Annotated in this window: 16 protein-coding genes and 4 tRNA genes; 12 read left to right on the plus strand and 8 right to left on the minus strand. The window is 37.6% G+C overall.

Features of this window, described 5'->3' with window-relative positions:
- Positions 1-67: 67 nt before the first annotated feature.
- Positions 68-2,602 (plus strand): penicillin-binding protein 1A, encoded by a 2,535-nt coding sequence (locus AC1MPL_RS01150; RefSeq protein ID WP_479763569.1) that lies wholly within the window; start codon positions 68-70, stop codon positions 2,600-2,602.
- Between the two features lie 15 nt (positions 2,603-2,617).
- Here AC1MPL_RS01150 and AC1MPL_RS01155 read toward each other — a convergent pair whose 3' ends face one another.
- From AC1MPL_RS01155 to rsmH, 7 genes are all read right to left on the minus strand, one after another.
- A complete protein-coding gene (locus AC1MPL_RS01155) occupies positions 2,618-3,433 on the minus strand; it encodes a putative RNA methyltransferase (RefSeq protein ID WP_479766122.1) in 816 nt (271 codons plus the stop codon).
- A gap of 71 nt (positions 3,434-3,504) precedes the next feature.
- Positions 3,505-4,623, minus strand: a complete 1,119-nt coding sequence (gene mraY / locus AC1MPL_RS01160; protein ID WP_479763571.1) for a phospho-N-acetylmuramoyl-pentapeptide-transferase — start codon at positions 4,621-4,623, stop codon at positions 3,505-3,507.
- Positions 4,624-6,027, minus strand: coding sequence for a UDP-N-acetylmuramoyl-tripeptide--D-alanyl-D-alanine ligase (locus AC1MPL_RS01165; RefSeq protein ID WP_479763573.1), 1,404 nt, complete (start codon positions 6,025-6,027; stop codon positions 4,624-4,626). It lies immediately after the preceding gene.
- Positions 6,027-7,529, minus strand: coding sequence for a UDP-N-acetylmuramoyl-L-alanyl-D-glutamate--2,6-diaminopimelate ligase (locus AC1MPL_RS01170; protein WP_479763574.1), 1,503 nt, complete (start codon positions 7,527-7,529; stop codon positions 6,027-6,029). The genes AC1MPL_RS01165 and AC1MPL_RS01170 overlap by 1 nt, the downstream gene beginning before the upstream one ends.
- 10 nt (positions 7,530-7,539) lie before the next feature.
- Positions 7,540-9,363, minus strand: a complete 1,824-nt coding sequence (gene ftsI, locus AC1MPL_RS01175; RefSeq protein WP_479763576.1) for a penicillin-binding protein PBP3 — start codon at positions 9,361-9,363, stop codon at positions 7,540-7,542.
- A 9-nt stretch (positions 9,364-9,372) separates the two neighbouring features.
- On the minus strand, positions 9,373-9,717 hold the full coding sequence (ftsL, locus tag AC1MPL_RS01180) for a cell division protein FtsL (protein ID WP_479763578.1): 345 nt from the start codon (positions 9,715-9,717) through the stop codon (positions 9,373-9,375).
- Entirely contained in the window at positions 9,714-10,640 is a 927-nt protein-coding gene (gene rsmH, locus AC1MPL_RS01185) for a 16S rRNA (cytosine(1402)-N(4))-methyltransferase RsmH (protein ID WP_479763579.1), read from the minus strand. The genes ftsL and rsmH overlap by 4 nt, the downstream gene beginning before the upstream one ends.
- Before the next feature lie 396 nt (positions 10,641-11,036).
- On the opposite strand from rsmH, the gene AC1MPL_RS01190 reads away from it, so the two are divergent.
- The 4 genes from AC1MPL_RS01190 (at position 11,037) to AC1MPL_RS01205 (ending at position 13,193) form a co-directional block, all read left to right on the plus strand.
- Entirely contained in the window at positions 11,037-11,360 is a 324-nt protein-coding gene (locus AC1MPL_RS01190; RefSeq protein WP_479763581.1) for a hypothetical protein, read from the plus strand.
- 96 nt (positions 11,361-11,456) lie between these two features.
- Positions 11,457-12,962, plus strand: a complete 1,506-nt coding sequence (gene gltX, locus AC1MPL_RS01195; protein WP_479763583.1) for a glutamate--tRNA ligase — start codon at positions 11,457-11,459, stop codon at positions 12,960-12,962.
- A 61-nt stretch (positions 12,963-13,023) separates the two neighbouring features.
- Positions 13,024-13,099, plus strand: a tRNA-Ala gene (locus AC1MPL_RS01200).
- An 18-nt stretch (positions 13,100-13,117) separates the two neighbouring features.
- Positions 13,118-13,193: transfer RNA gene (locus AC1MPL_RS01205), tRNA-Glu, on the plus strand.
- A 636-nt stretch (positions 13,194-13,829) separates the two neighbouring features.
- Here the strand turns inward: AC1MPL_RS01205 and AC1MPL_RS01210 are convergent.
- Positions 13,830-14,744: a LysO family transporter gene (locus tag AC1MPL_RS01210; protein ID WP_479763584.1), complete on the minus strand. Its 915-nt coding sequence runs from the start codon at positions 14,742-14,744 to the stop codon at positions 13,830-13,832.
- Between the two features lie 178 nt (positions 14,745-14,922).
- On the opposite strand from AC1MPL_RS01210, the gene AC1MPL_RS01215 reads away from it, so the two are divergent.
- The 7 genes from AC1MPL_RS01215 (at position 14,923) to AC1MPL_RS01245 (ending at position 20,063) form a co-directional block, all read left to right on the plus strand.
- Complete coding sequence (locus AC1MPL_RS01215) at positions 14,923-16,347, plus strand: amino acid permease (protein ID WP_479763586.1); 1,425 nt, start codon at positions 14,923-14,925, stop codon at positions 16,345-16,347.
- A 103-nt stretch (positions 16,348-16,450) separates the two neighbouring features.
- Entirely contained in the window at positions 16,451-17,371 is a 921-nt protein-coding gene (locus tag AC1MPL_RS01220; RefSeq protein ID WP_479763587.1) for a lipase family protein, read from the plus strand.
- Between the two features lie 133 nt (positions 17,372-17,504).
- Positions 17,505-17,580 (plus strand) — tRNA-Glu (locus tag AC1MPL_RS01225).
- Between the two features lie 23 nt (positions 17,581-17,603).
- A tRNA-Glu gene (locus AC1MPL_RS01230) sits at positions 17,604-17,679 on the plus strand.
- Between the two features lie 349 nt (positions 17,680-18,028).
- Positions 18,029-18,268 (plus strand): hypothetical protein, encoded by a 240-nt coding sequence (locus AC1MPL_RS01235; protein ID WP_479763589.1) that lies wholly within the window; start codon positions 18,029-18,031, stop codon positions 18,266-18,268.
- Entirely contained in the window at positions 18,265-19,752 is a 1,488-nt protein-coding gene (locus AC1MPL_RS01240; protein ID WP_479763591.1) for a replication initiation factor domain-containing protein, read from the plus strand. Before AC1MPL_RS01235 ends, AC1MPL_RS01240 begins: the two co-directional genes overlap by 4 nt.
- The gene (locus tag AC1MPL_RS01245; protein ID WP_479763593.1) at positions 19,749-20,063 is read left to right on the plus strand and encodes a hypothetical protein; all 315 of its coding nucleotides are present in this window, start codon (positions 19,749-19,751) and stop codon (positions 20,061-20,063) included. Before AC1MPL_RS01240 ends, AC1MPL_RS01245 begins: the two co-directional genes overlap by 4 nt.
- Positions 20,064-20,066: the final 3 nt, after the last annotated feature.

Consider the following 20,066-nt stretch of genomic DNA (forward strand, 5'->3'; position numbering starts at 1 on the left):
CATGCGAACATTCTAAGCTATACTTGCATTTTGCTACCCAATTCATATATCAAAATTAATATATATTATGAAAAACCCATATTACTCAGGTCGAATATACCCACTTTTTTTGCTAATTCTTATGCTACTTTTAGCAATTCCAGTCGGATTTTATGGCATGTATCTCTACATTGCACCATCTCTTCCTGATATGAGTAGCATCAAAAAAGCACCTTTGCTTAAGCCTATCCAAATCTATACCTCCGATAACCAGCTTATTGGTGAATATGGTGGTCGACTTTCAGTACCTGTTGAATATAAACAAATCCCCCCTCAGTTTATTCATGCTTTCTTAGCTGCTGAAGACTCTTCATTTTTTGAGCATAGCGGTATCAGTTTAAAAGGCCTAGGACGTGCAGTCAGTGAAAGTATCTCTGGATCAGATGTCCAAACAGGCGGTTCAACGATTACAATGCAAGTTGCAAAAAACTACTATCTTAGCCCTGAAAGAACACTTAAAAGAAAACTTACAGAAGTATTCCTTGCACGAAAGCTAGAACAAAATTTAAGCAAAGAAGAAATTCTATCACTTTATGTAAATAAAATCTTCCTCGGTAAAAATGCTTATGGTATCGCTGCAGCCGCAAAGATTTATTACAATAAAAATCTAACCCAACTGAGCATTGCTCAAATGGCAATGATTGCAGGATTACCTAAAGCACCATCTAAATATAATCCTGTTGCAAACCCAGAGCGCGCGCTTGAACGTAGGAACTGGATTTTAGGAAGAATGCTGCAACTTGGCTATATCAATCAGCATGAATATCAGACTGCTGTTGCAGAACCATTAAATCTAGATATGCCTGATCGTGGTATAACCACTCAGTTTCCATATATTGGCGAATTAGTTCGCTCGGAAATCGTAGATAAATTTGGTCCCCAAGCTGTCGATGCTGGTTTTAAAATTTATACTACAATCAATAGTAAGCGTCAGGCTTATGCTGAAGAAGCCGTACAAAATGGTTTAGAAGAATATGATCGCCGCCATGGCTGGCGTGGTGCTGAAGCACATGATCAGCCTTTAAGCCAATTTTTTACTTATGCGAATGCTTACCCTGCTAAAGTGCTTGAAGTTAACTCGACTACCTTTGTCGCAGAACTCAAAGATGGTAAAAAAGTAACAATTCCTTGGGAGGGTATGGCTTGGGCAAAACCATATCACAATGCCAATAGTGTTGGCCCTGCACCAACAAAGGCATCGCAAATTGTAAAAGTGAACGATATTGTACGCTTACGCCCTAATGCGACTGAAACAGTTTGGTCACTTATTCAAATTCCTAAAGTACAAGGCCAACTCATTGCCCTAAATCCTAACAATGGTGCGGTTGAAGCAATTGTTGGAGGCTATAGCTACTATCAATCTACCTTTAATAGGGCACTACAAGGTTGGAGACAACCTGGGTCAACCATTAAACCATTTATTTATGCTTTAGCACTTGAACGCGGTATGACACCAAATACCATGGTTGATGATGATCCAATTACCATTGGAAAATGGTCACCTAAAAACTCTGATGGGCGTTTTTTAGGTATGATTCCTTTACGAACTGCACTTTATTTATCTAGAAATACAGTTTCTGTACGTCTGCTACAAAGTGTAGGCATTGAGCGTGCTCGACAGCTATTAATGGATTTTGGTTTACAAGAAAATCAAATTCCTCGTAACTATACAATTGCTCTAGGAACACCACAGGTACTTCCGATTCAAATGGCTACAGGCTATGCAGCTTTTGCAAATGGTGGCTATCGTATAGAGCCATTTTTTATCGACCATATTGATGATGCTTATGGAAAAACATTATACAAAGCTAATCCCGACTATGCTTGTATTCCATGTATAAATGAAGATATAGCCAACAAGTCAGGACAGGTTTCAAATACTCCTGATGATGAGGCATTCTTAACACATGATAAGAATATGACAACAACACCTAAACTTAAAGAAGTAGATAAAAATAAAAGTGACTACCGTCAAGCACAGCGAATCATTAAATCGAGTTCAGCTTACGACATGGCAAATATATTACATGACGTAATTCAAATTGGTACAGGTCGTGCAGCTCTTTCAGTTGGACGTGAAGATTTAGGTGGAAAAACAGGTACAACCAACGATGCCCGTGATGCATGGTTTTCAGGTTTTAATGGAAAATTAGTGACCGTAACTTGGGTTGGATTTGACCAACCAACTACTTTAGGCAAAAGAGAATATGGTGGGGTTGCCGCCCTTCCTATTTGGGCAAACTTCATGAAAAATGCGCTCAGTGGCACACCTTATGCTTGGGTCACATTTGATAAAAATGCTGCAGATCCCGATTTACACCTCACACCACAACAACGTCAAGTACAAAGTGAAGATCGCGTATCTCCTCCTATGGCTCGTCCAATATATAAACCAGCACCACCTAAAAATACTAACCCAAACAATAAAGACTTCGGAGGATTACCAGAAGATTCAGGACTTATCCCAAATGACGGTGAAAGTAGCAATACTGCTGGTAAAGAAAATATCGTTCCTCAGCCCAAAAAAGACGATCTAGAGCAACTCATTAACCAAGTTCAATAAAAGAAAGCCGTTTAATTAAACGGCTTTCTTTTTAAATACATATAGCTGAAAACTTGCAGTTACATCAAAAGATTGCTTTGACTCTAATTGTTCACGGCACTCTAATTTTGCCTTATATGCATATGGTGTCATGGCAACTAAATTTTTGAGTGCATCTTGATCTAAAGTCAAAGGTGCATCTATACACTGTTGTGCGACAAGATCGAATTCATTTTGAAGCTGTTTTTGTATTTTTTCAGGGTCATGTAAATTAACTTCCCCAAATAATGCTTCTCTCACTGTATATAAATGTTCTGGTGCAGCAACCGCAACTAAACAATACCCTTCAGGCTTTAAAACCCTTAATATCTCAGATGTAGGAATTGGACTAAATACTGTAGTACACATATCCATAGATGCATCTAACACAGGTAAAATTGCTCCAGTTCCCACAATCCACGTCACATTTTTATTGGTTTTTGCAGCGCTCTGTACAGCACTTTTCGAAATATCTACACCCACACAAATATCTGTAGATGCTTGCATTGCACTGGTGTAATACCCCTCACCACAACCAATATCTAGTAAGTATTTTACCGCATATTTTTCTATACATGCTGTAATTGCTTCTTTTAAAGGTGAGTAGTAACCTTCCGATAAAAAAGCACGTCTTGCAGTCACAGACTCAGGTGTATCCCCTGGTGTTTTACTATGCTTATGCTGAACAACATGTAAATTCACATAACCCTGTTTCGCAACATCAAAACTATGCTTTTGGGCACATTGCCAAGTTTTTTCCCGTAAAAGGAGTGCCTCACGGCAAACAGGACACATTAAATAAGGTTTAGCAATTGCTTCCACTTGCTCAGACTCCATCATAAAAAAAGCTGGTCAATCACCAGCTTTTTTGTTTCTTCTTTAGCTTATCGCAATTTTAACGTCATTAGACCTAAAACTACTAAGAAAATCGTAATAATCCAAAAGCGAATTACAACCTGAGTTTCTTTCCAACCTTTTTTCTCATAGTGATGATGTAAAGGAGCCATGAGAAAAACACGCTTATTACGCATTCGGAGTGAGCCAATTTGTAAGAAAACAGAAATTGCTTCCATTACAAAGACACCACCCATAATAGCAAAAACGATTTCTTGTCTTACCATTACGGCAATTGTGCCTAACATTGCACCAAGTGCCAATGCACCAACATCACCCATAAAGATTTGTGCAGGATGTGCGTTATACCATAAGAAAGCTAGACCCGCACCCACCATGGCAGAGCAAATCACGACAAGCTCTGAGGTATATTTCACATATGGAATATGTAAATAGCTTGCAAAACGAATATCACCAGACAGATAAGAGAATACACCTAGTCCAGCAGCAACAAGAACAACAGGCATAATGGCCAAGCCATCTAAACCATCTGTTAAGTTCACGGCATTCGAAGCGCCATTAATGACAAGATAAGTAAATGCTAGAAATGCTAAACCGAATGGAATGGCTGACAATGGAATACTAATATTCTTAAAGAAAGGCACAAGGAGGTCTAGCATATTATGAGTAACGATCGGATTACCTTGCGAATTTGCAATCCAATACAACGCAAGACCTGCACCGAGTGAACCTACAGAAGTCCAAAAAAACTTCTTTCGTGCAGGTAAACCTGCATTGTCCTTGTAGCGAATTTTAATCCAGTCATCTGCCCAACCAACTGCACCAAAAATCACCATAACCCCAAGTACGATCCATACATAAGGGTTCGATAAATCTGCCCAAAGTAATGTACTAATGCCAATAGACATTAAAATAAGTACACCACCCATGGTTGGCGTACCCATTTTTTGCGCATGACCCTCAGGAGCATAACTACTTACCGCTTGACCATACTTTAAAGCACGTAATTTGCGAATCATAACTGGGCCTAAACCCAAACCAATTAACAGTGACGTGATTACACTAAGCAATGCACGTAATGTCAGATACCGAACAACAAGGAAGGATGTATCAAACCCTGCCAATTGTTTAAACAACCATAACAGCATTTAAAGCTTCTCCATCAAGTCAGCCATCAACGTCTCCATATGGGTAAAGCGAGAACCTTTAAACAAGAAGTTCATAGACTGAGGTTGATGTTTTTCAATCATGTGAATTAAAGCAGGCAACGCTTGTGCCTGCGTCTCAAAATTTATTATTTTATCCGATGCCTGAGCACCCGACTTAATCGCTTTTGAATATTGACCTATCGCCACAATATAATCGATTTCTTTTTCAGAAAGTTTATGTCCCAAAGCAATATGTTCCTGCTCTGCTTCTGCACCTAACTCACCAATATCACCAATTACCATGACTTTAAAGCCATTCTGTTTCAACAATACATCTGCTGCTGCAAGCATCGAACTTGGATTTGCATTATATGTATCATCAATAAATGTGTATTGATGACGTTGAATAAAGTTTAAACGCCCTTTTGCACCAACAGCATGTTGTAAACCTTTTACAATTTGTGTAAGTGGAATTTTTAGTGCAATTGAAAAAGCAGCAGCGGCCAATGCATTTGATATGTTGTGCTCACCTGCAAATGGCAGACATACATCTGCTGTACCTTTAGGTGTATGCAAACAAAATATTGACTGCTGCGCTTCTAACTGAACATCTGTGGCAAAAACATCTCCCCCCATACCAAAACTGAGCGTTTCAAGGTGCTGAGTGGTGTTTAAAATATTTACCGTAAAGTCATCTTTTGCAGGTACAACTGCAATACCCGTTTCAGATAAGTGATTATATATTTCAGATTTGGCTGTACAGATTCCTTCGCGCCCGCCAAACTCACCTAAATGGGCTGTTCCAATATTTAATATACCAGAAACATCAGGGCGCACTAAATTAGATGTATAATCAATTTCACCTTGATGATTTGCACCAAGTTCCATCACTGCATAACGGTGTTCAGGCAATAATTCCAACAACATCATGGGCACACCCAAGTCATTATTTAAATTACCACGTGTCACAAGTGTCGGTGCAACTCCATTTAGAATACTACTTAGCATTTCTTTTGTTGTTGTTTTACCACTACTTCCAGTCAGTGCAATAACCTGCAAGTTTTGACAAGACTGACGGCGAAATGCGCCCAAATGACCGAGTGCTATACGCGTATCTGACACCACCAATTGAAAAATATGGTCTACTTCAGCGACAGGCTCAGAAACGATAACAACCGTACAACCATGTGATGCAACTTGAGAAATAAACGTATGACCATCAAAACGTTCACCTTTTAATGCAAGAAATACATCCCCTTGTTCTGCATGACGAGAGTCTGTCAGTATACGTTTCAAGACTTCTGATGGCTTTTTATCTTGATACCAATACCCACCTGTTGCCTGTTGCAAATCATCTGCTGACCACGGTGTAAGTTTTCCCAAGCTTGTTGTTGATGTATGCATTAGTGATAATCTCCTGCTAAATATGCTTTCGGCTCTGTATGCTGTGCCTGCATTGCAGATTTAACTTCAACCACATCATCAAACCAGTGTCTTACACCATTCACTTCTTGATAATTTTCATGCCCTTTGCCTGCAACAACCACAATATCACCCGCTTTTGCATGCTTCACTGCATATTTTATGGCTTCTCTTCGATCATCAATTTCTTTTAAATTTTCAGATAACGTGAAGCCTTGCTTCATATCTGCAAAAATTTGTGCGGGATCTTCTGTACGAGGGTTATCCGATGTTAAAACCACAAGATCTGCCCCATTTATGGCAGCTTGTGTCATAAGAATACGCTTACCACGATCTCTATCGCCACCACAGCCAAAAATAGCCCATAGCTGATGATTGACGTGACGTTTTAAACTTCCAAGAACTTGAATCAGTGCATCAGGCGTATGGGCATAATCAACTACAAAAATGCGCTCACTATCACGAATCACTTGCATTCTTCCTGGCGCACCTTCGAGTAAAGAACACTGTTCAATTAAATCTTGAAGAGGTTCACCCAACGTTGCAACGGCAATTAAACTTGCAACCAGATTTTCAATATTAAAATGACCTAGCAACGGACTTTTAACATGGTATACATCATCGACTGTATGCAAAGTAAATTCTGCACCATCTAAACTAAATGAAATATCAGACACATAAAAATCTGCCGTATGATCTTTCATTGAATACGTTAAGATACGAGGTTGGCTTGGGTTGTTTTTCGCCGCCTCTTGCATGACTGATGCATACGCATCATCTAAGTTAATGACGGCTGTTTTAAGTGTTTGAAACTGAAAAAGCTGTGCTTTTGCTGCCGCATAAACATCTAATGTGCCATGAAAATCTAAATGATCTCGACTTAGATTACTATAAACAGCAACTTCTATATTTGAGCCACTTAATCGCCCTTGTACAAGCCCATGCGAACTTGCCTCTAAAGCAACGAACTGCGCCCCTTGCTCAGCATAGTGGTAAAGCTCATTTTGTAAACTGAGTGCATCTAACGTGGTATGAGATGATGCTACAAGATTAGGTAAAATTCCATTTCCTGCTGTACCCATAACCGCACAGCGCTTATGCTGTAAAGTTAGCAATTCCGCCATTAAACGCGCTATCGTCGTTTTACCGTTTGTGCCTGTCACAGCCAATATTTTTGCTGTTTCAACAGTTTTTTTTCTCTCTAAATATATCTTTTGCCACGCGCCCATTAAATGACGGACATCAGCGCAAATAATACTATTTTCAATATCCAATGCCTGTTCAGAAATTACACCTAAAGCGCCCTTATCCAAGGCAGCTTGTGCAAAATTAAGTGTTTTTTCAGGCTGACTATAACTATTCAATGCAATAAAAATTTGCCCTGAACGAATATACCGACTATCTAAACAGAAGCCTTCAAAAGATTGATTTACCCAAGATGCTTGTGTTTCAACGGGGTAAATTTCCTGCAAAGTAATAGACATAAAAACTCACTTATCGCCGAACATTTGTAGATTGTAATGGTTTATCTAAGGGTACATTCAGCAAACGCAAAGACTCTTGCATAATTCTTGAAAAGACAGGTGCAGCAACCAAACCACCGTAATAAGCACCTTGTGGATTTTCTACCACAACCACCATTGCAATACGTGGATTACTAATTGGAGCAATACCTGCAAATAATGCACGATATTGTGTTTTAGAATATCCTTTACGGTCTGGATTCAACTTATGCGCTGTACCTGTTTTACCCCCAACTCTATAGCCAGGAATCTGTGCTTGAGGTGCAGTTCCCCCTGGCTGTGTTACCTGCTCCAACATACCTACAATTTCATTGGCAATTTTTGGCTCAAGCACCTGTTTCCCTTCCGCAGGTTGGTCTAATTTATATAAAGATAATGGCATTTCTTTACCATGATTAGCTAACATGGCATAGCCTTGTGCAAGCTGTAATACTGTCGCATTTAAGCCATAACCATATGCCATAGTGCCTATTTCTGAGACATTTAAATATTTTTGAGGCAAAATTAGACCTGCACTTTCACCTGGGAAATGTACAGCAGATTTTGAGCCAAAACCAAAACGCCTAAAAGTTGTTGGTAATGTCGTTGGCGGTAAAGAAAGGGCAATTTTTGCAGCACCTACGTTTGATGACTTAATAATAACGCCTGCCAGTGTAAGCACACCATGATCATGTGTATCACGAATCGTATGCCAACCAATACGCATTGAGCCAGGATGCGTATCAATAATTGAATTTAGTGTATATTTTCCACTTTCGAGCGCAGCAGCTATGGTAAATGGCTTCATGGTTGAACCCGGCTCAAACATATCAATTGCACCGCGGTTACGCATCGCATCTTTATTATTTAAGTCATCTTTATCATTTGGGTTATATGAAGGCCAACTTGCAAGTGCTAAAATTTCACCCGTTTTCACATCTACGGCTATCGCTGTTGCTGAACGTGCATTGTTTGCAACACCTGCTGCTGTTAACTCTCTATACATCAAATATTGAATACGAGAATCAATACTTAACGTAAAGTTTTCACCATTTTGAACAGGTCGAATCACATCAGGGTCACGTACACGATTACCAAATTTGTCTCGAGTATTCGTCTGTAGCCCAGGTTCTCCTGTTAATTGAGTATTAAGCTTCATTTCTAAGCCTTCAACACCCTTACCATCATTATTAGTTAAACCAATAATTTGAGCATTCGGTTGTGGCTGTGGATAGTAACGCTTATATGATTTTTCTGTATATATACCTTGGAAGTTTCGCTGTAGAATCACATCAGCTTCTGGTGGTGGCACTTCAGTCTTTAAAACTAAATAACGTGAGTTTGGATGGGCATTCATACGTGCTTTTAATGTTGCACGATCCATACCTACCGCATCTGCAAGCTCATCCAAATTAAAGTCTTTATCAGGTAACTTTTGTTTTGGTTTACGTCTTTTACCATCGGCTGATGGCGCAGTCATTGCTTCATAGAGTTTTTTATTATCAAAATAATCTTTTGGATCCATAATAATTTTCATGATTGGCGAGCTAATTGCCAATGGAATACCATTACGATCACTAATTACACCACGCATTGGCTCTACAGTTTGATCTCGCTGAATCAATGCATTGGCTTTATTTTGCAAAAAGTCTTTATTAATAATTTGTACATAAAACGCACGACAAACTAGCGCAATGAAGCAGACTAGAATCATGCCCCAAATTAAATAAAAGCGCCATTGGTCAAATGCAGCAGTTGGTTTTTCTGTAATTGAACGCTTAAGTTTACGTGTTTGCTTCATTTGTTTTTCAGCCATAGAGCAACCTTATTTTTTTTGCTCCAACGAAGGTAAAGAAATTACAACAGTATCTGCGGTAGGCGGAGAGAACATTCTCAACTGAGTCACTGCACGCGTTCCTATTTGAGAGGTCGAGCCAAAGGTTTGCTGTTCGATAAGCAACCTCCCCCACTCTGCATTCAAATCATCTTCCTCTCTTAAATACGTCGTCATTTGTCTATAATCGTGCCTATATTCAAATACTTCAAACACAACCATCGTTGCACTTATGAAAATCAGAAGTACAAGACAGAAGTATGCAATAATTTTCTTATGCGTGACTGTAAACCGAGAGGCTTGATTTTCTATGACTTCTACTTCTTCTGCTTTCATCTGTTGCCTTTTTTCACCAATCCTTCTGCGACACGAAGCCATGCACTTCTAGATCTTGGATTATTTTTCACTTCTTCAGGGCTTGCACAAACACGTGCAATTTTCTTTAATCGTCGTGTATCTTCTTGTTTTTGTGGCATTCCCCAGCCACTATCTTCAGGTAATGTCGACTCTTGCTGAATAAACTGTTTAATCATTCTATCTTCAAGTGAATGAAAGCTTATCACAGCAAGACGCCCTTTAGGCCCAATTAAATCTACTGCTTGGGGTAAAAAAGTTTCAATATCTTCTAGTTCTTTATTAATGGCAATACGAATGCCTTGAAATGCTCTTGTTGCGGGGTGTTTCTTTTTTTCCCATTTTGGATGTGCTTTTTTTACAATTTCAGCGAGTTCGGCAGTCGTTGCAATATCTCCTGCCTCTTTAATTGCACGAGCAATACGGCGACTATAACGTTCTTCACCATATTTATAGATTGTATTTGCTAAAACTTCTTCATCTACCTCTAATAGCCACTCTCTTGCAGTTTGACCTTTAGAGTTGTCCATTCTCATATCAAGCGGACCATTATGCATGAAGCTAAAGCCTCGCTCTGCCTCATCTAGCTGTGGTGAAGAAACACCCAAATCTGCCATAATGCCATCAACACGTTCAATACCAATGGCATTTAATTCTGCTTGTATATCAGCAAAGCTTGCATGAATAATTTTAAATCTTGAGTCTTCTTTTTCAAGTTCAGCCGCAACTGCTAGTGCTTGCGGGTCTTTATCAAAAGCATAAACACGGCTATTTTCATCCAACTTAGAAAGTAAAAGCCTTGTATGACCACCCCGACCAAAGGTCGCATCTACATATACTCCTGTACAACGATCAGCAAGAAGCGCATCTATAGTTTCATTAAGCAGTACAGAAATATGTGACATAAAAAACAAGCATCAAATGATTTAAAAATGTAATTGCACATTATCTATGGCTTTACTACAAGTACCAAATAACTTTTTGTAGAAAAATATTAACCTAATTCATGACTTTTCAATGCTTTCATCTATTTTTTATACAAAAGGCGGTTAAAAAGTATGAGCAAAGCATGTAAATTCATCAACATTATAAAATATGAATACTCAATACTACATACATACATTTTTTATAACTTTATAGATACCAAATGTGAATGTAATTCTAATACCTGTATACATATTGTAAAATAAAAATGAGTCTCATTTAATACAATTCAGTTATAGTACAACATACGATCACGATTCAGTTACAACAACGGGTCCAAAAATCCACTTTTTAAAATATATTTTGGGAGTATATAAATGAACATTTTCCGCTTGGTTTTACTAAGCCTATGCATTGGAGCAACTACAACACCACTGTATGCCAATGCAATAGAAAATGTACATGTAGCAAAAGTTACTCAAACTCCCACCATTAAACAAAGTCTTTCAGGAAAATCAGCAACATCTTTAATTGAACAAACACTCAATAAACAAAAGCAAGCTGTAGACCATCTCAGCTCTAATACTGATGATATAAAAATTTTAACTACGATTCACATACAACCTACACAAAACTTTTTTGCAGCCCAACATGACCGCTTCTCCCGTTTTATACAAAGTCTATTTTCACATGACTCATAATAAAAACCTTATTCAAAGTTAAATTCATCGATTGCCACCTATATTTTTCACGTTACACTTGGCGTTATAATGATTTTTATTTGAATTAAAGTAACTATGACTGTTCGTACTCGTATTGCTCCGTCACCGACTGGATTTCCACATGTTGGAACCGCATATATTGCCCTATTCAACTTATGCTTTGCTAAACAACATGGCGGTGAATTTATTCTCCGTATAGAAGATACAGACCAACAGCGTTCAACACCCGAATCTGAAAAAATGATCTTAGATTCACTACGCTGGCTTGGTATCGAATGGAGCGAAGGCCCTGATATTGGTGGCCCACATGCACCATATCGCCAATCTGAACGTATGGATATCTATAAAAACTATGCATTAGAACTTGTAGAAAAAGGTCATGCTTTTTATTGCTTTGCAACAGCAGAAGAACTTGATCAAATGCGTGCAGAGCAACAAGCTCGTGGTGAAACACCGAAATATGATGGTCGTGGACTTAAACTTTCAAATGAAGAGGTTTCTCGCAGACTTGCAGCAGGTGAACCTCATGTCATTCGCATGAAAGTTCCTGAAGAAGGTGTTTGTCAGTTCAATGACTTGTTACGTGGTGAAGTTGAAATTCCTTGGGCACAAGTAGATATGCAAATTCTACTCAAAACTGATGGTTTACCAACATACCACCTTGCAAACGTTGTCGATGACCATCTCATGGAAATTACCCATGTTTTACGTGGTGAAGAATGGCTTCCTTCCGCTCCTAAGCACCAATTGCTTTATCAGTATTTTGGTTGGGAAATGCCTATTCTTTGTCACATGCCTCTATTACGCAACCCAGACAAATCAAAACTTTCAAAACGTAAAAACCCAACTTCAATTAATTACTACAAAGATATTGGCGTTCTGCCTGAAGCACTCCTCAACTATTTGGCACGTATGGGCTGGTCAATGCCTGATGAACGTGAAGTATTTACACTTGATGAGATGAAAGCAAATTTTGATGTCAAACGTGTTTCTCTCGGCGGCCCAATCTTTGACGTAGAAAAGCTGAATTGGTTAAATGGTCAATGGATCAAATCACTTACACCAACTGAATTATTAGGTCGCATTCTTCATTGGCAAAATGATAGTAAAAAACTTGAAGATATTGCAGCAGCAATTCAACCACGTATTAGCCTACTTTCAGAAGCAGTGAATTGGTCAGCATTCTATTTTAACCATATGCCAACACTGACAGCAGAAATGTTTGAGCATAAAAAGTTAACACCTGAACAAGTGCGCCAAAGCCTACAGTTTGCAATTTGGCGTTTAGAAAAAACTTTTACATGGAACAATGATACCGTTAGCCAAATCTTAATGGATTTAGCAAATCAAATGGACATTAAACTCCGTGACTTTATGCCAACATTCTTTATTGCAATTGCAGGCTCAACAAGTGCAACCCCGATCATGCACGCCATGGTAACAATTGGACCAGATTTGACTTATGCTCGATTACGTCATGCACTTGAAATTGTCGGCAAACCAAGTAAAAAAGAGTTAAAATTGTGGGAAAAGTTAAATGAATCGCTAGAGTTGGCTAAAAACAACCCAACTGATTCATAATATACATATTTTACTTGACCTTAGTGAGCGTTATTCATAGTATAGCGCTCACAACACAGCTGGGGTTATAGCTCAGTTGGTAGAGCGCTACAATGGCATTGTAGAGGTCAGCAGTTCGATCCTGCTTGACTCCACCAGTCTCTCGTTGTTTATATGTCCCTATCGTCTAGAGGCCTAGGACATCGCCCTTTCACGGCGGTAACCGGGGTTCGAATCCCCGTAGGGACGCCAGATTCTAAAAAAGCCTAGCATCAATCATGCTAGGCTTTTTTTATGGGGTTATTGTATATAATGGCTCCAAGTCTGAGGTAACTTATTTACATACAGGTTTAAAAAGGTAATAATTTTTGGGGATAATCGTATCGCTCCCCCCTTACTATTAAGATATGCTGCATTTGCTTTCAAATTTCCTATTGATGCAGTATAGAGTTTTATCGAGTAACTTTAGTTAATCTCTCCCTAAAATCAACTTACCAGTTTGCACCTCAATTTTTCTATTTAAATCACAATTTTTTGTTTTAATATCATATTCTTACTTCTGAAAGCTAAAAACCTAAATACCTGTATTTTATTTATGAGAAGGTCAAAGATGGATATGCTCAATAACAACAATTAAATTTTTATATCTTTGTACTAAAGCATCTCACGGTATTGACTATGCTAAAAATATATTTCTAATTTTTCAATTTTTTTAGCGCATCGGTTAAATGAATACGATATACCATTTTCCTAAACCATCACCTTATGGCTGTCTACCATTCAAGTGCAGAAATGTTTCTTTACTACTTCAACTAAGTAATCCTTCTGCCAGTTTCATATTTTACCTAATTTTATATTTAATATTGTCATTACAAATTACACTAAGGTTTAACGGATAGATGCAAAAAAAGTAATAAGAAAAGGGGCTGCAATTGTCAAAATGAAGCCACTAAATATTGCAATTTGCACATCTATATCATTACAGTTCTTTTTCACAAAAGGTAATGTGGAATCCATTGCGGTTGCGCCACAGACACCTATAACCGCTTGCGAACGATACTGACCAAATAAATATAAAAAAATAATGGCATACAACTCTCTTATTAAGTCTATGAGTAATGTAAAACTACCAAGCTCATTTGTACTTAATTTTGCAACCAAAGAACCTGACAGGCTAAACCAACCTAATCCACTACCTACCATCATTAAGGTCATAAAATTATACCTTAACAAAGTGCATGCGATGCCTGAAGCGACAAACAAAGCAACCAAAGACATACATGGCACATAAATATGTTGGAACGTTATTTTTTCTAATTTTACCGAAGCTAAATCTATACCAATCAAAAAAATTACAACATAAAGCAAGTAGGTTGTAAGTGGAATATGCGAAAAAGTATTCGGCATAGATTGATACAGTAATACCCCTATTACCACCATTGAAACGGCACAAATACATTCTTTAATCGGTAACAGAATATCTTTAAACTGCTTTACTGATTTTTGCTTTTCTAATACAGATGATTTGTTCTGAAAAAACTGAAAATATAAAAGTATGAATGTCACAACTGAAAGTATAGAAGCATATAAAAAAGCATCTATACATACTTTTACACCAATAGAAGGATCAGCTAAAACAACACCAAACTCGTAACCGACCGTAATTAATAAAACCCACACCACATAACCAATACTTTTTATAAGTTTATGCTTAATAGACTTAGTCCAAATACGAGCACTCCCCCATCCTAAAATAAGAAAAACAAATAAAGGTAAAAGTGATGAAATAAGAACAGCGAGCATATGTATTTATTGATTTAGTCTATTGTGTAAATATAGCATAACCATTTAAAAGTATATGCCATCCTCTTTTAAGTAGCGCTAATACAGCAAGCATATTTTGTCTATTTAGAATACTATTGCACATTTGTAGCTTTTCTCTACAATAACCCGCTTCATTTTTTGATTAATCTGTGTATACATGCCGTCATCTCAATCTCCGAATGATCCATTGGATCAGGGCAATTCTGCGCCTCTCAAACGCGCTATGAGTACCCGACACTTGGTGATGCTTTCACTTGGTGGTGCTATCGGCACAGGACTATTTTTAGGCTCGGGTGAAGTCATTGCACAAACGGGGCCTGTAGGTGCCATAATCTCTTATTTTCTAGGTGGCTTAATTGCTTATCTAGTCATGCTATGTTTGGGTGAACTTGCCGTACACATGCCAGTTTCTGGCTCTTTTGGGGAGTACTCTACAAAATACATTGGACCTGCTACAGGTTATATGATTACTTGGGTATATTGGCTCACTTGGACTGCAACACTTGGTACAGAATTTACTGCTGCTGCACTTTTAATGCAAGAATGGTTTCCGCACGTATCTATGTGGATTTGGACACTCGTTTTTGCAGCCATTGTATTTACACTTAATATTAGCTCTACACGCATGTTTGCAGAGTCTGAGTTTTGGCTTGCTTTAGTTAAAGTTGTTACTGTTATTAGCTTTATTCTACTTGGGTTACTCGCAATATTTGGAATTATTCATTACAACAGCCAGCCATCTGCACCTTTATTTAACAATTTGGTATCACATGGCTGGTTCCCTAAAGGTATATTTCCAATTTTTGCAACCATGCTTATTGTGAACTTTGCTTTTTCAGGAACGGAGCTTATTGGTGTTGCTGCTGGTGAAACAGAAAATCCAGCGAAAAATGTTCCAAAAGCAATTAATGCATCAATTTGGCGTCTACTTATTTTCTTTGTAGGCACTATTATTGTAATTAGTGCATTACTTCCTTATGAACAAGCTGGACTAAGCAGCAGTTCAGTTAGCAGTAGTCCTTTTGTGACCGTATTTAAGTATATCGGCATTCCATATGCAGAAGATATTATCCGTTTTGTAATTATTACAGCATTACTTTCTGCAGCAAACTCAGGACTTTATGCAGCTTCACGCATGATGTGGTCTCTTTCTGAGAAGAAACAACTACCTACAATATTTGCAAAGCTCACAAAATCAGGTACGCCAATCATTGCAATTATTGTAACGATGTTCGGTGCTGTACCCGGCTTACTGTCAGAACAGTTTGCACCTGAAACAATTTTCAAGAACTTACTTGGTGTTGCTGCATTTACAATGGTAATTGTATGGACAGCTATTTGTGTATGCCAATTTAATTTCCGCCGTCAATGGTATAAATCTGGATATACTAAAGACGAGTTAAAATTTGCTGCACCACTATTCCCAATTACACCTATTCTTGGTTTTATTTTCTGTGTTACTACCTGTATTAGTATGGCTGTAGACCCACAAATGCTCGCAGGTTTCTATAGTTGCCTTGGCTTCATCGCACTCTGCTATGTAAGTCACTTCTTCCTATACCGCAAGAAAAATATTCAATAAAGAACAATCGTCTTTTATTATAAAAGTGTAGCCATTTGCTACACTTTTTTTTTATCCATTTATACTAATAATTCATAGATATAACAATGTACTTCTCATAAATATGAAAATTATTTTTATTCACGGTATTAATCAACAGAACTTTGATGCCCAATCCTTTGAGCATCATTGGTCAGATGTATTTAATATTGGTTTAGAAAAAAATGATTTAAATGTAGCATTAAAAGATATTAATCTAGAGTTCCCTTTTTATGGTGATATTCTTACAACACGAAAAATGAAAAATGCCGTTCATTTAAACACCATGAATCCCAACTGGGCATTTTTTGAAAAACTTCCAAAATTGAAAGAGCGCAATAAAGAAAAAATTCAAAAAGCACTCGAAATACCACTCTTGCCACATTATGACGAATCACAAGAATATTCTCTAAAACGTAAGTTTTTTTTACTATCACAGCTAGCAAAAGACCATGTGCTCAAAGAAATGGTTATTCTTCTCAATCACTTCCCCAATTTACATGAATCTCTTGTTCAAAAATTCATTTCTGAAGCGTACCTCTATTGGTACGACACCACATTTAAGAAAGAAATTCACGAGCGTATTATTTCGTGCTTTGAAAAAGGTGAAAAACACATTGTCGTTGCACACTCATTAGGTACAGTCATTGCATATAATGTTTTACATGAACTTTCTAAAGACTATCCTATAGAAAGATTCATTACACTCGCATCTCCACTTCCATTTAATGTAGTACAACGACACATCGTTTCACCCATTCAACGCCCCAATGCTTTATATGGAGATTGGTATAACTTCTATTCTCGTGATGACTACCTTACAACTTTTCCAATAGCATCGCCTCGCTTTAATCTTTCACCAAAAGTAGAAAACCATCTCATTACAACCTTTGCCGATAAACCCCATGAGATTATTGGTTATTTACAACACCCTAGCGTTATTCGTTCTATTTTCGAACAAACAGACTATTTAAAACAAAATCTAAAAAATACGGTAAACTTTTAAATAAATAGTATTTTATAGTTAATTAAGTATTTAGACCTTTTTTTAACCAAAAATTTAGAAATATTTCATTTTTCTTAAAAAAGTATTTGACAGAACCTCAGATTAAACCTAATATACGCCCACCTTCTGATGTGTCCCTATCGTCTAGAGGCCTAGGACATCGCCCTTTCACGGCGGTAACCGGGGTTCGAATCCCCGTAGGGACGCCACTTAAATTCAGAATACTCTAGAAGTCCCTATCGTCTAGAGGCCTAGGACATCGCCCTTTCACGGCGGTAACCGGGGTTCGAATCCCCGTAGGGACGCCACTTTCTCCAAAGCTCTGCATGCTTCGTGTCGACTTCTTCCATGACCATGCAAAGTGTTTGGTACGGATCAAACCCAACAAATTCAGCCATTTGCATGACTTGAATTGTGTTGGGTTTTCTTCGTTTAGCCTTCCAATCAGATATATTCGATGGTGAAGTATCTAGTGCCCATGCTAGTTTTTCATAGCTTCCGAATCGTTCCTTACATGCCTCAATAAGCTCTGTTAACATTTTTCGTCCTCTTGTGCTTCTCAAAAATGCGAAGTATATTTCTTCGCAATTATAGAAGTTTTTTTTATGCAGTCCTTCGCAAAATGCGAAGTTCTACAAAAATACACATGGGGCTTTAATGAATAATCAAAAAATTGAGTTTTCTTCTAATGCTGAATATCTCCAGTGCGCTTTTAACTTAGTTTCTAAGATTGTTCATCACGATGCTGTTTTAACAATGGAATGTTCTTCTTCGGTAAAAGATCACATTGATGTTTTGAACTTTCTATCTTCTCTGCTTTTTCAAATGGATTATGACGTTCATTTTATTGATGAGCTTGAAGCTGAATTAATTAGAGAGTCTGGAGAGTTTGAATGAAACGCTTATTAGACCTTATTAATAATTTTGATAAATCTGATCTTTCATCTAAAGAAATCTTTAATGCTTATAAATCTATAAAAATAGAAATAGAAACTGCCTGTGCTTTTTTTGAAATTACTTCTTCTGAATTAATCGAGCTTTTAAATCTTTTAAATTCTGTTTCTTGTAACAAGTTTACTGGTCTTGATGTCTTTTTAAATACTGAGAAAAAAGCAGTTAAGATAAATTCTCCAATTAAAGATATTTTTGTTCAAAAAATACTCAAAACCGCGCAAAACACGGAGTACTTTCATTCGATTATGCTACCCGTTTGTAATACGGGGGTACCTGATACTCAATCACAATCTGATTCATATGCTTTTCCGCGTTCGCAAGATAACTACAAGATGATTATGACCCCTCAAGGGGCTGTTCCTATTGTTTTTTCTGTTCCTGTTGCTGGTGAGCTTGTGGCTCATGACTATGTGACTTTTAGCTTTTGCCAATCTACTTTTCAGACTTCTCTTTATCATGTTGGTATTGAAGCGGATGAGGCTTTAACTCATGCTGTTGAAACCTTTTTAGACCCTATCTTATATGAGCTTTTTGGCTTTGGGCTTGAGCGTAAACGTGAAAAGGGTATGCACTTTAATAGTTACGGTTACGATCTACAAGATGATTTCGGTTTGGTTCTTTATGGTCATACTAATAAAAGAATTACCGTTCAGATTAATGGTACTGGCTGTGCTCTTGCTCGAAAGGGTTGGCAAGAAAGATTATATAACTACTTAAAAAAAGACGTTATTTCACCAAAACTAGGTCGTATTGATCTTTGTTATGATGACTTTGATGGTGATTTTATTCCTGTTGAGCTTGTTGATGAATGGGATAAGCAATGTTTATTTGCATGTCATGGCATGATTCCTGATGTTCGTCACTTAGGTAACTGGAGACGACCAACAGGTGCAGGTCGTACCTTTCAAGTGGGTTCTCGAAATAGTGGTAAAGTTTTCCGTGCTTATGAACGTGGTAAAAAAAATGGTGATTCTATAAATCCGTGGGTTCGTGGTGAATTAGAGTTACAAGCTAAAAATATAAATATTCCTTTAGATATTTTAATACACCCTACCCAATATTATGCGGGTGCATATCCTGCACTTGCCCAGTTATGTGAACAATTAGGTGATCGGGTTACACCTGAAAAGATAGACGTTGTAAAAAGACAATCAGAGTTAAATATAGCTAAAGCTATTGAAATTATTAAGATTCAGTTCGGTAAATATATTCGCCAATTTAGAAAAGTTTTTGATGATTCTCTGCTTTTAGACATGGTCATGTCTGATAAGGACGTTGTTCCTAAACGTCTTAAATTTACTCACGCTTGTGCTACCCATTTTCATAATTTAACACAAGAAATTGTTAGAAATAACGATGCTGAATATCCGCTTTTTGAGGGTGTCCCTCTTTTAAATAAACCAATGTATGAGGATTTAATCCAATGAAATTTGAAGGTGAAGTTGTTGTTGTAGGTGCTACTACATTTAATGATTCTGTCGATGGTAAGCATCACGATAATACAAAAGTTTTTATTCAAACCCCTATTGATGAAGGTCGTGGCTATGGTTCTACGAATACTGTCTATACATGGGGTGATCATACCAATATGGAAAAAATTAAACATTTGCTTCCTAATGTGGACGCTCGATTTAAGGCTAAGGCTGTTTTTGAGGTTGTTACATCGGGCAATCGTTCAACAACAAAACTTGTTGAGCTAAACCCAATTAATGCTCCTGCTCCTTCAAAGTCAGCTTAGGCT

Source organism: Acinetobacter sp. N1-1 (genome assembly GCF_056711485.1).